This window comes from Haematospirillum jordaniae (assembly GCF_001611975.1).
In the GTDB taxonomy this organism is placed as follows: Bacteria; Pseudomonadota; Alphaproteobacteria; order Rhodospirillales; family Rhodospirillaceae; genus Haematospirillum; species Haematospirillum jordaniae.
This window is the reverse complement of record NZ_CP014527.1, coordinates 225,760-237,694: the sequence shown is the minus strand read 5'-3', so window position 1 is coordinate 237,694 and position 11,935 is coordinate 225,760. Positions and strand designations below refer to the sequence as shown.

The 11,935-nt window shown below is 53.1% G+C and carries 13 protein-coding genes; 6 read left to right on the top strand and 7 right to left on the bottom strand.

What is annotated here, in order from left to right:
• The 3 genes from pstB to phoB are packed head-to-tail and all read left to right on the top strand — an operon-like array spanning position 1 to position 2,276.
• A complete protein-coding gene (gene pstB / locus AY555_RS11145) occupies positions 1 to 807 on the top strand; it encodes a phosphate ABC transporter ATP-binding protein PstB (RefSeq protein ID WP_066137394.1) in 807 nt (268 codons plus the stop codon).
• Positions 808 to 841: 34 nt separating this feature from the next.
• Positions 842 to 1,582, top strand: coding sequence for a phosphate signaling complex protein PhoU (phoU, locus tag AY555_RS11140; protein WP_066137318.1), 741 nt, complete (start codon positions 842 to 844; stop codon positions 1,580 to 1,582).
• A 4-nt stretch (positions 1,583 to 1,586) separates the two neighbouring features.
• Positions 1,587 to 2,276: a phosphate regulon transcriptional regulator PhoB gene (gene phoB / locus AY555_RS11135; protein WP_066137316.1), complete on the top strand. Its 690-nt coding sequence runs from the start codon at positions 1,587 to 1,589 to the stop codon at positions 2,274 to 2,276.
• 104 nt (positions 2,277 to 2,380) lie between these two features.
• Here phoB and AY555_RS11130 read toward each other — a convergent pair whose 3' ends face one another.
• The 7 genes from AY555_RS11130 to AY555_RS11100 form a co-directional block, all read right to left on the bottom strand.
• Positions 2,381 to 2,713, bottom strand: coding sequence for a hypothetical protein (locus AY555_RS11130; RefSeq protein WP_156483427.1), 333 nt, complete (start codon positions 2,711 to 2,713; stop codon positions 2,381 to 2,383).
• A 193-nt stretch (positions 2,714 to 2,906) separates the two neighbouring features.
• Positions 2,907 to 3,278 (bottom strand): AzlD domain-containing protein, encoded by a 372-nt coding sequence (locus tag AY555_RS11125; RefSeq protein WP_066137311.1) that lies wholly within the window; start codon positions 3,276 to 3,278, stop codon positions 2,907 to 2,909.
• Positions 3,275 to 3,997, bottom strand: a complete 723-nt coding sequence (locus tag AY555_RS11120; protein ID WP_082812191.1) for an AzlC family ABC transporter permease — start codon at positions 3,995 to 3,997, stop codon at positions 3,275 to 3,277. Before AY555_RS11120 ends, AY555_RS11125 begins: the two co-directional genes overlap by 4 nt.
• Positions 3,955 to 5,943, bottom strand: a complete 1,989-nt coding sequence (locus AY555_RS11115) for a helix-turn-helix domain-containing protein (protein ID WP_066137307.1) — start codon at positions 5,941 to 5,943, stop codon at positions 3,955 to 3,957. Before AY555_RS11115 ends, AY555_RS11120 begins: the two co-directional genes overlap by 43 nt.
• A 277-nt stretch (positions 5,944 to 6,220) precedes the next feature.
• A complete protein-coding gene (locus AY555_RS11110) occupies positions 6,221 to 6,991 on the bottom strand; it encodes an N-acetylmuramoyl-L-alanine amidase (protein WP_066137306.1) in 771 nt (256 codons plus the stop codon).
• Between the two features lie 439 nt (positions 6,992 to 7,430).
• The gene (locus AY555_RS11105; protein WP_156483426.1) at positions 7,431 to 7,754 is read right to left on the bottom strand and encodes a hypothetical protein; all 324 of its coding nucleotides are present in this window, start codon (positions 7,752 to 7,754) and stop codon (positions 7,431 to 7,433) included.
• 5 nt (positions 7,755 to 7,759) lie between these two features.
• Positions 7,760 to 9,217, bottom strand: coding sequence for a phage tail protein (locus AY555_RS11100; RefSeq protein WP_066137301.1), 1,458 nt, complete (start codon positions 9,215 to 9,217; stop codon positions 7,760 to 7,762).
• 290 nt (positions 9,218 to 9,507) lie between these two features.
• On the opposite strand from AY555_RS11100, the gene AY555_RS11095 reads away from it, so the two are divergent.
• From AY555_RS11095 to AY555_RS11085, 3 genes are all read left to right on the top strand, one after another.
• Positions 9,508 to 9,912 carry an MbcA/ParS/Xre antitoxin family protein gene (locus tag AY555_RS11095; protein WP_066137299.1) on the top strand — a complete coding sequence of 135 codons (405 nt, stop codon included), beginning with the start codon at positions 9,508 to 9,510 and terminating at the stop codon, positions 9,910 to 9,912.
• Positions 9,909 to 10,616: an RES family NAD+ phosphorylase gene (locus AY555_RS11090; RefSeq protein WP_066137297.1), complete on the top strand. Its 708-nt coding sequence runs from the start codon at positions 9,909 to 9,911 to the stop codon at positions 10,614 to 10,616. The genes AY555_RS11095 and AY555_RS11090 overlap by 4 nt, the downstream gene beginning before the upstream one ends.
• Positions 10,617 to 10,698: 82 nt before the next feature.
• Positions 10,699 to 11,922, top strand: a complete 1,224-nt coding sequence (locus AY555_RS11085) for a multidrug effflux MFS transporter (protein WP_167798500.1) — start codon at positions 10,699 to 10,701, stop codon at positions 11,920 to 11,922.
• The last annotated feature ends 13 nt before the right edge of the window (positions 11,923 to 11,935 follow it).

The following is an 11,935-nucleotide window of genomic DNA, read 5'->3' as shown; positions in this document are numbered from 1 at the left end:
ATGATTGAAAACCATATAACATCAGGTTCTCCCCTGGCCTTGGAGGGGGAGGTGGCCAAGGTTGCGGCCCGTGATGCTCATGTTTTTTACGGAGACAAGCATGCTATCAAGGGGGTGAGCCTTGATATCCGTGAAAACGAGGTCACGGCCTTTATTGGCCCTTCTGGCTGCGGAAAATCAACATTCCTGCGGACCCTGAACAGGATGAATGATACGATTGACGGGTGCAGGGTGTCGGGTTTGATTACCCTTGACGGTGAAGATGTCTATGATCGTCGTGTCGATGTCGTGCAGCTGCGGGCTCGTGTCGGCATGGTGTTCCAGAAGCCTAACCCCTTCCCGAAATCAATATATGAGAATGTGGCCTATGGTCCGCGCATTCATGGGTTGGCAGGAACGCGTGACGAGCTGGATGAGATTGTGCTTGCCAGTCTGGAGCGTGCGGGTCTGCTGAATGAAGTCAAGGATCGCCTTGATTCCCCTGGAACCGGATTGTCGGGGGGGCAGCAGCAGCGCCTGTGTATTGCCCGTGCTATTGCGGTCAGTCCTGAAGTAATTCTTATGGATGAGCCGTGTTCGGCCCTGGATCCTATTGCAACAGCGAAGATCGAGGAATTGATCGATGAGCTACGTGAGAACTTTACCATCGTTATTGTGACCCATTCCATGCAACAGGCCGCCCGTGTGTCACAGCGAACGGCTTTCTTTCATCTGGGTACCTTGGTTGAATGCAACGATACCGAACAGGTCTTTACCAATCCGGTACATAAGCTGACGCAGGGTTATATTACAGGCCGTTTTGGTTAATAGGCCACGGTATCCACAGCGCGGGGAAACAGCTATGTCCGGTACCGAGATGCATACAGTTCGCTCTTTTGAAGACGAACTTAACCAATTATCCGATATTATTTTGCGGATGGGTGGCATGGCCGAGGCACAGCTTACGGCGGCGGTCCAAGCCCTCGTTCGGCGAGATTCTCTGGCAGCGACAGATATTATTGTTGCAGATCATCGTATTGATGCTCTGGAGCAGGATATCCACGCGCTTGCGGTGCGTATTCTGGCCCTGCGTCAGCCCATGGCCGATGACCTGAGGGCCATTGTCAGTGCCCTGAAAATCTCAGCTGACCTAGAGCGGATTGGGGATTATGCAGCCAATGTTGCCAAAAGAGTTCTGGTGATCAATCAATTGCCGCCTGTTCCGGCATTGGCTTCTATTCCCCTGATGGGGCGCTTGGTGCAAGAAATTATCAAGGAAGTTCTTGATGCCTATGTCGAGCGGGACGTTGAGAAAGCCTTGGGTGTATGGCACCGGGATCAGGAGGTTGACGAGCTTCATACCAGCATGTTCCGGGAGCTGGTGTCCCTGATGATGGAGGATCCCCGCAATATAACAGCGTGTACGCACCTTATGTTTGTTGCCAAGAATATAGAACGGATTGGGGACCATGCGACGAACATTGCCGAAACCGTACATTTTCTGACTGTGGGGCGCGTACTGCCCATGTCGCGGCCTAAGGGCGATCAGGCTGGTGAATTTATGGCTCCTGTTCAGCCTTCTGGTTCTTCCCGGGACACATAGGGCAATGAAATTCCGGATTATGATTGTTGAGGATGAACCTTCTCTTGTGACCATGCTGCGCTACAATCTTGAGAAGGAAGGGTATGCCGTTGATGAGGCCTACGATGGGGAGCAGGCAGTGACCGCTATTCGTGCCGGCTTGCCTGATCTTGTCCTTCTGGACTGGATGTTGCCTGGACTATCGGGTCTAGAAGTGTGTCGTCGTTTGCGACGCCGCCCAGAAACAGCACACATACCGGTTATCATGATTACGGCCCGTGGGGAAGAAGCCGACAAGATACGCGGTCTTGATACGGGAGCTGATGATTATCTGACCAAGCCATTCTCTGTGCCCGAGCTTTTGGCCCGGACCAAAGCGCTTTTACGGCGGGCACAACCGGCTCGCAGCCGCGATACCTTGTCGTATGGTGATGTGGTGATGGATCTTGTTTCACTGCGGGTGGAACGATCAGGACAGCCTGTTCATCTGGGGCCGACTGAATTTCGTTTATTGCGGTTCCTGATGGAGAATCCCGGGTGTGTGTTCTCGCGTGAAGAGCTGCTGAACCGGATCTGGGGGCAGGACATTCATGTCGAGGTCAGAACAGTAGACGTTCACATTCGACGTTTGCGCAAGGCCTTGGACAAGGGGAATGGGATGAATCTGATCCGTACGGTGCGATCAGCTGGTTACGCACTTGACGAGCGTGAGTGACTGTTTTCTTTTCTCAGACTGAGAAACAGGGCACAGCAAGCATCCTTGTAAAACAGAATTATGGGCGATGCTGTGCCCTGCTGATGATTCTCCTAGATATCGTCTTATCGTATATCAATAGGCCAGCACATATCAGTGTCTGAGAAATCTGCAGTGCCGACAAGCACGGTCTCTGCCGTTTCATTCACGTCATCCGGATAGATGAAAAATTCATGCAGAGAGTTATCAGTTTCTATATGAGGTCCATCCAGAACAATGCGGTTTTCAATATCAAATACTGATCCTATAGATGCCGCCTGTGCTTCATAGGCGCTATAGGCCGTGGCATCAATTTTAGCTGCTGTTGGAAGATAGCGTTGTGTCATTTTCTCCTCCATTAATGGCAGGATTCTCTTTTCCCTGTTTTTGGTACAGGTAAAACGATGTTTGGTGACCATACGCTCCTTAAAGTTGCATGTACAGTTATAAATTTTTATACTTTATGTATCATCACGATATGGTGGTACTGCTTTTTTCGGGTGGTATAATTATGCCGTGTATGTCCTGTATGAAATTCACGTGTATTTGCGCGATATCCATGCTTTTGATGTCCCTACGTATGAGTTCATTTATATCATGCGCGGTCTTTATTCAGGGCAACAAGCTGTATAGCACTTCCCCGTGCAGAGGAACCGTCAAGCATGCAAGAAATGTAAGTACGCCTGCCAGAACAGCTAACCCAGCCTCACGCCATCGTAGGACAGTTGCTAATGTTACGACTATGCTGAAGGCAAAAATCCAGTGCTGTTCTCTGTCAATCGTATTCCTGAAGGCGGGTGTAATGGTAACAGCAGTCAGCGCGGCCAACAGGACAGATCCAAGAACAGGCAGGTGCCGTCCGAAAGAGGATGTCGGCTGCAAGATCGGAATGTTGCGCCATACAAACGGTAATGCCCTGCTGCCGTAGGTCAAGGCTGCAATTATGGCGATAGCGAGCCATAGCTGATTGTTTGTCCAGATCATTTTCTTATCCAGGTGGTTAACGCACCCGCCCCTGTACCCAAGAGTATTCCTGCTGCTGTATAATCCAACCAGGCTGCTGTACCGGCGATTACGGCTGATATCATCATCGGGCCTACGGAGTTTCGCGATACATTCAAAACCGTAATGGCCAAGAACAAAGCAGGAAGAGCAAAGCCCATTGCCTCTGCCACCGATGGGGCCAAGGACTCCAGCGCAGTTCCCAGAAAAGCCCCAGCAGCCGTTCCACTAACCCATGCAGCGTAGGATCCCAATGTCACTCCGGCAAGCCATCGGCTGCGCAGTTCAGCGCCTATATGACGAGAACCACTAACGGCTGTGGCAAAGACTTCATCGGTCAGGCCGAAAGCCAACAGCATATGGGTTCGATGACGGGCTGGAATTCTGGGGGCCAGTATTGACCCATATAACAGATGGCGAGCATTAAGGGCGGTGCAAAGCGCAATGACAAGTGCAACGGATGCCCCCGATGTTAGGGCGGCCAGAATGAGAAACTGACTCGCGCCCGCAAAAATGAGTGCAGAGATACTGGTTGTGATAACCGGCTCAAGCCCTGCAGCTGTTCCTGCCGTACCAAAAGCCATGGCAACCGGCAGGTAGCCAACTACAATAGGAAGAGAGGATCTTCCTCCACGTACCAAGGCGTGATCATATTCCGTCATTGTTTGCGGAATGTGAAGAGATGTGTTCCTGCGTCCCATTCCCCGTTCCCCTGTGTTTTGTACAGCCGTTGATGATGAACACAGCTAAAGCCTTCTGTATCAGCAAGAGCGACAAGGCGCTGTGCATATGTTTTTTGTTCAACTTCGTAGTCAAGGCCTGCGACTAGAGCCTGAAGTTCCAGAATGTGGAAGCGATAGAAAGCCATAAGCGGGTGACTGACTGGCTCCGGAAGAGGTATTTTGTCCACGATTTTGAAGAGATCCCGTACATACGATAAAGCACCGGGCAGCCGTGCAGTTGCTAAGGACAAGCAGACTGGTACGTGCCTGCGGAATGCACGGACAACCTCACCTTCTTCCGAAGACAGAAGAGCGTATGGAATTGGGACCAGCGTGTCAGCAACATAGTGAAGGTGATGCGCAACCAGATTCAGCTGCCGCTCCTCAACCGTTCTGAATGGGGCTATCATTTCATCGCTTACAACAAACGACGCACCATCAGCCAGTGTATCGGCTGTTGCGCGGAAGAAGAGAGCCGTATCTAGGTGGTGTGACGCACCCACGGATATAGCAGAGTCAAAGACAGGCCCTGTATTCTCAAAGCTGTCAATGCCGCATTGTAACATGGTAACGCCGGGATGACCCGAAAAGCGCTTTTGCAGATGCCGGAAAGCGGTTTCACTGGGATCAAGGGCTGTAACCTGTAGACTGGGCATCAGCTGTAGCAGCATTTCCAAAGGCAGGCCCGGGCCAGTTCCTATATCCAGAAGACGGGCGCGTGGTGAAACACCTGCTCTCTGGAGAGCGCCGGCCAGTGCCAGAACCTGACGGGCATACGCGGGGTGGACCAGTTCGTAGGCTTCGTATGCATCAACATCAATCCGGTCTTCAAACAGTATGCCGTCCCCTGTACGTGGTCTTGACCTGATAGCCGGATCCTTGCACGAAATACCGGATGGGGTTGAGGGAAGACCATGTAGGGTCAGTGCCTCTGCTGCCAAGGCAGCGTGCAGGGTTGGACCTGTTCCTGCAATCTGCATTAACTCCGCTCTTGTTATGGGATCAAGGGCAGGGAAGGCGGTGTTGTCTGCTGCCATCTGCGCCATACGGTATGCTGTGCCCCATGCCGTGTGGCTGTTGTCCTTATTGAGGGGGCTTAACCGTTTTCCCCGCCATAATACGCATAACCCCGGAAGAGGGTGTTGCAGGACATGAACCTGCAAGGCATTGCTCCCCTTCTTTCTTCTGTGTTCAAGGACGTATTGTTCTAGGTTTTCGATAGCATCATCCTGATCGAGCGGGCAACCTGTAAAGAGGATCCGCCGCATGTCTACGCCGTTCTGTACCTCGATATGGGCCCGTTCAAGCAGCTTGCCGACTATGCGCCAGTCCTCACCGTCGTCGGGCCATGGCAGGCTGACATCAAAAACTGTCGGATCATCGTGTTTATGTTCCGGATAGATAACGGTAACCGAGGCCCGTACCGGATTGCTTCCAGAGCGGTATATGTGGGGACCGTCAGCGCGGAAACGGAGGCTCTGACCCGGGATCAGGCGTGAAGGGGCCTCCCGTGGGCCAGCGGTCAAGACGCCGCTCAGTACGGTTATCTGTTCTTCCACACCGTCTGGATGTCCTCCGGCGTAACGTGTCGCGGAAGGGCACAGGTCCATAAGGTACGTTTCAATGATCCGTGGGGTGTCCTGGCGATCTATCAGTGTGACCTGAACCCCGTTCTCGGAAACAGCAACCGGATGATCCGTACTCTGTAACAGGCATCCAAAGGAAACCCCCAGTGCATTGGCCAAGCGGGATACAAGCTCGATCGTAGGCGTTTGTTTGCCCCATTCAATGCCTGAAAGAATGGAATCTGCGACACCGCTACTTTCGGCAAGACCTCCAAGCGTCATGCCTCGTTCATTCCGGGCGGTGGTCAGGTTACGGGCCAGTGCAGCGCTGATTGCGGGCGACGGAGATCCTTCGTTCACCGGACATTTCCTTTTGGTTGGGTGGTTAAAAGAGCATTCGATCTTCCGTTATATGTAAAAGTACATACGATCCCCCGTTGACGTGATTGTATGTTAACTGTTAATCGACTGTATTTATTATTATTTTATTATGTTAACGCCATATTTTGTTCTCTTCTGTGAATTGTCAACGTATGTCATTTCTGTATATAGTGTTCTGTAATGGGTTCTCTTCTGGAGAAAAAAGAGGCCCCGTCCTTGCGGATCAGGGCCTCCATACCTGTAGGCTGTGCCTTATTTAGGCAGGAAAGTACTTATCGACCAAAGCATACAGGATTGCCGCGGTTTCAACATCCAGTGCCCCGTCATAATTGCTTTGACGGAAATGCAGTTGCAGACTGCGCACTAGGCTGCGGAAACCACTGTCTGTTCCAGCCTCAGACGTGTCGTAGCCGTATTTCTTGAATTTGCCAATCACACTGTTCCGGTCGGGTATTCCTCCTGCCGTAAACTGTGTCATATACTTCTGCTTGGTTTCGTCGTTGTACCAGGCACCTATGCCGCTTTGATACAGGGCTTCCCAAGGGAAGGCTGCGCCGGGGTCGCTCTTTCGTCCCGGTGCAATGTCGGAATGACCAATCACATTGGTGGGTGTGATATCGGGATAGCGTTCTAGGATGTTCAGGGCCAGCTGTTTGATAGCCTCCATCTGTTCTGAATTATAGGGAGGGAATGTGAACTGCCCGCCGTTGTCACTGGCAAGGTTGACGATTTCGATCCCAATGGCCGTGTCATTCAGGTTGGAACGTCCTGCCCATGCGCTGCGCCCGGCATGCCAAGCGCGTTCCTGCTCGTCTACCAGATTGAAGATTCGCATGTCATGGAAGCCCGCAGCCTTGTATGTCGGATCGGTCGGATCAGGGACCAAGTAGTGTGCGCTGACATTTTTTCCAGTCAGTGCGCGTGCTGATGCGGCAAAATCAACAGCTGTATAATGCATGACCAAGAAACGGACCCGGCGATTGAATCCCGCAACAGAGCGGTAGGAGTTATAATCTATGGGATACATGTAAGATTTCCTTGCAATAAGTAATAAAATGCTATGTAGCGTTTCGTGTATATGGCGCAGGGGTGCCTCTTTCTGACGCACCTTCGCCTGTGTTACTAATCTTGTTGTTCCTAGCATGAACGAACGAGTGTTCCTGCCATTCATAACAAGAGATCAGTACATTGTTTATTATATAGAAAAATGGCTTAAGTTCGTCATAAAGTTTTCAAAAATATGTTTTGTTTTTTCCGGTGCAGACGAAGAAACAGGACTACCTTATGGAAAGGTAGTCCTGCCTGATCGTGTGTTTAGGTCATCCTGTAGCGGTCTGTCGTGTTAATGTCCGTCCGGTTGTTCCTGTGGCCAGTATTTATCGTCGTAGTAATCGTTGGGGATGGGATCCATAGCCTCCAGTCTATCGCACCGGGTACGGATAGCGGCGCGGAGGGCAGTCACTGACTCAGGGATGGCCTTGCCGGTTTCCAACTGTCGTACGATGTACCAGTCGGTCTTGAGAAGGTAGTGCCAAGCTGTCTCCTTGACCAAGGCAGCTGTGGGGGGGGGTGATTGTTATCGGTTCTTCTTTCGGAATGGCCTCAATCACCCAGGTATCCTGATCCCAGCGGGCCTGTTCGCCCTCGGCCAGCGCAGGCGGCGGGACGGTGACGCACCCGGCGGGGATCAGCCAGTTATCGGGTGAAAGTGGATTGCGGTGGCTGTCATCAAGAATGGCTTCACCAACATAAATGTTATCGATTGTGCGATAGATTGTGTAAGGCATCATAAACCTCATTGATAGCGGATACAGGGGAGGAGGGCGACGTTGCGGGGGCGGGTGACGCCGTAGTGGTCTTCGGTATAAAGCCCGCCTGCTTGCACGATGTTTGTATGGGCGTAGGTAGACCGACCCGAGTAATGGGATATGCTGGGCCTGTCCCATCCCAAGCCATCCCGGCTTCGAGATACGGCTTCGAATGCATGCACCTGTACATCAGTGTTCTCATTCCCGGCGATCAATGAGCCTTTCTGCCAGCTTCCGAACGTCCGCCCCGGATCGGCACCTCTTCCTCCATCCCAACCGCGCAGGAATTCACCGCGGAGGTCTGGCAGGGAGAAGGTTGTCCGGCCGTTACCACTTCCGAACGTGGTTCCGATCACTGCGAACAGTTGTGCATAGTCTGTTCGTGACAATGTTTGTCCATCGCATACAAGGTAAGATGGCGGGGGTGTCCGCCCGGCATGCATGATCACGCTGCCCACCGGGGCCGGAAAAGCCTGGGCCAGCGCAGCCGGCGTGACCGCCTTTTCCGTGTTCGTCCCGGCCTTGATTTCATCCGCTGTTGCCAGCCGGACGATGCCAAGGGTGTTTTCAGTGGCGGCCCCCACCTCTTCTTTTATGTTTTTTGCGGTTTGGGTGATTGTGTTCTCGATTTGAGCCTTGAGGGTGGCATCGGCGGCGGCGAAGGCTTGCTCCAGGTCGGCCTTTACGGTTGCGGCCTTGTCGTCCACGGTCCGGCGCAAGCCTGCCGGCGTAACCGCACGGGTCGCATCAGTCCCAGCCATGGCCTCGGCGGTGGTGGCCAGCTCCACCAGGCCCTTGTGCTCCTCTGAGGCATCCAGGATATCGGCCGGCTTCAGCGCATTGGCCAGGGCAAACGCCTTCGCATCCAGAGCCTTCTTCAGGCCTGATGGCGTGACCGCCTTGGTGGTGTCGGTGCCGCTTTCCACATCCTCGGGCGATGCCAGCAGCACCACGCCCTTGACCGTTTCACTGGCCGGAGGGTTGCTAAAGCGGGTGTCGCCAAAGCTGATGCTGGTGGTGCTCAGGCTGTGCAGGGCGATATCGACCGACAGTAGAAGGGTGGAGCCAGCGGCCTTTTCCATGAACGCGCCATCGGGCTGGCTGTAAACGGCGAGCAAGATGTTGTCTTCGGTGAACAGGCCCAGTTCCGCCACACGATAGGCGTCGTCGGAGGCATCGGTGATAGTTAGGTGGATGGTGTCGCCGTTGACAACCTCGCCGGACAGGCTGGACAGGTATTTCGGCGCCACGCTGCGCAGCCGTGTCTGGGACGGGTCGGGGGTGTACTGTTCGCTGCCAAGAGCGGCGCGGGTAATCTTGACCGGGTTCGTCCCGGTCGCATTGATGATCGAACGACGACCCGCGTCGGTGATGGTAACTTCTTGGTACGTCATAAGGGCCTCTGCCATGGCGTCAAAGGATGAAGGGGGCAGCCATAGCGGCATGGCCTTTCACCCAGACAGGAACGGGTTGTCCCGGCGGGTTAATCCTCAAGATCAGGCCGGGCTTGTGCCCTTCTCATGACATGGGGGCGCAATGATTTCTGCTGGCGCTTTTTCCATCGTCTCAGGTGTATCCGAGCTTTTTCAGTATTCAGGCTTCGAAATGTTCTTGATTTGTTCATTCACGGTGCGGAATAAATACACTCATTAACCGTTTTATGATCAGTTATTCTCCTTTAAAAAGGTCTATATATGGACTATTATGTAATAAAATCTTTATATGGAGCTTTGAGATGGTCCCGATTCCTTGTGCTGAACCGGCCACCAATCGCCGTGATCTTGCGGGCCCTGCCTTGCGTACATTCTTCCGGATTGCGGACCTATGGAGATTATCGGTTGAGGAGTGCATGATTTTGTTGGGGGTACAGGCACGATCCACCTTTTTTAAATGGAAAAAGGGACATGTCTCAGCCTTGCCCAAGGATACCTTGGAACGGATCTCCTATATTCTGGGTATCTACAAGGCATTACAGATCCTTCTCACTGATACAGGAGCTGCGGATCAATGGATTCGGTGCCCCAATATGGCACCCGTGTTCAATGGCCAGTCCGCACTGGAGCGGATGCTGTCTGGCCAGGTCTCTGACCTGTTTGTTGTCCGGCAGTACCTGGATTCCCAGCGTGGTGGGTGGGCATGACCTTTCCAGTCTGTCGCGTTGAATGGAATCCTGGATGGCGGATTATCCCCAGCCGGTTCCCTCCTGTTAATCTGTTTGAGCGTGTTACAGATCCTTCTGACCTAGAAGCTGTCATCGAGCTTGAGTGCATGACCAACCCCCGTTTGCGTGATGCCGTTGGTGATATTCGCCTAGTTCCCCCACAAGACCGGATCAGCGGGCCGGGAACAAGCGTGATTATGGCCGCATTTACCCATCTCAATCCTGAGGGGAGCCGTTTTGCAACATCATCCTATGGCGTTTTCTATGCAGCATATGCCTTAGAAACAGCGATCAAGGAAACCAGCTATCATCGATCCCGTTTTATGGGAGCAACACGGCAGCCCCCGATGGAGCTGGATATGCGAGCCTATGTCGTCACGGTCTCTGCCGATATGATCGACCTGAGGGGGTGCCAAAAGACTCATCCGGGCCTGTATGATCCGGACAGCTACGCCGCCTCACAGGCGATAGCGGGTACGCTGCGTGCACAGGGCGAGAATGGCTTGGTCTATAATAGCGTGCGGCATCGTGGCGGTGAATGCATTGCCGCGTTCCGTCCATGTGTCCTGTCAGATTGTCGTCAAGAGAGGCACTTGTGCTACGTTTGGGATGGGCGGTCGATAAGCACATATTACGAGAAAAAAGATTTCCGTACGCTTGTTTCCCTACCGGTCCAGGCATGATAGGCTCCTGCTCCTTTGTGACAAACGGCAAGGCCTTGTTTGCTCTATTCCCCGCGCGTCGTTTAATAAAGCAGGCATGTCTGTGACTTCTCCCCAAAATTCACATATTGGACGACCTGCCATACTGGCGGCTCGTGCCCTGATTATGCTCAGCCCCTTGGGTGTAGATATCTACCTGCCGGCGGTGCCACAGATTGCTGAAGATCTTGGATCGCAAGCATCGTTGTCTATAAGCATGTATTTGGCAGGGCTTGGGTTGGGGCAGCTTGTATGGGGTCCGCTTTCGGATCGGATAGGCCGTCGTCCTGTTGCCATCTGGGGATGCTCCCTGTTTGCGTTGCTGTCTCTGCTGATTGTTTTCTCTGAAGGGTTGTCGGAGTTTCTGGGGCTGCGTCTACTACAAGGCATTATGGCAAGCTCGGCCGCTGTGTGTGCAACGGCAATGGTACGCGACTGTTACAGCGGGAAAGATGCTGCGCGTGAATACAGCATTCTGATGGGGGTTCTGAATGCAGTTCCTTTTGCCGCTCCGCTCATTGGCGGGATACTAACCGCATGGTTCTCGTGGCGCAGCTGCTTTGTTGTCCTGACAGGTTTCGGAATTTTTCTGACAACCTGGCTCGCATGGCGCATGCCAGAAACAACACCGAAAAGGATTGAGGACGGTGGCACACATGCCCAAACACTACCGTGGACCAGTCCTGTTTTTCTCGGATTCTCTGTATGTTGCTGCATGGGGCTGGGTGTTGTTTTGTCCTACGTCACTCTTATTCCTTATACTTTGATGGAAGGATACGGTCTTTCCAGCTTGGAGTTCGGGGCACTGTTTGCCTCAAATGCCGGCTTGATCAGTCTGGTGTGTATTGCCTTTTCCCGTCTGATCGCCCGAAAGGGACCTCTGGCAGTTTTGCGCCTGTCCGCCTTGCTGATGCTTGGGGGTGGGATCCTTCTGATACTGTGCCTGAGTATATGGCCGGATGTACGCCATGTTGCTCTGTTTATGGGGCCTGTTGCCCTGATTTGTATTGGCTTCTCCGGCCTTATGGGACCGGCCCGTGGCTTGGCCATGCAGCCTTTCGAGCGGGGAAGCGGTAAAGCCTCAGCCGTCCTTGGAACAACACAGATGTTATGGGCTGCAGCAACCAGTGCCGTGGCTCTTGCTTTGCCTTTGCCGTCGCATCTGATTCTGGGCGGCATTACTGCCCTGACCGCGATAGTCTCCCTTGTGATTGCCAAGGTCATGATTCGCCGTTATGGCGTAGACCTTCTGGAAGGACGGCCGGTCAGGGCGCAGCCTGCGATCTAAGAGATCGTTTGAA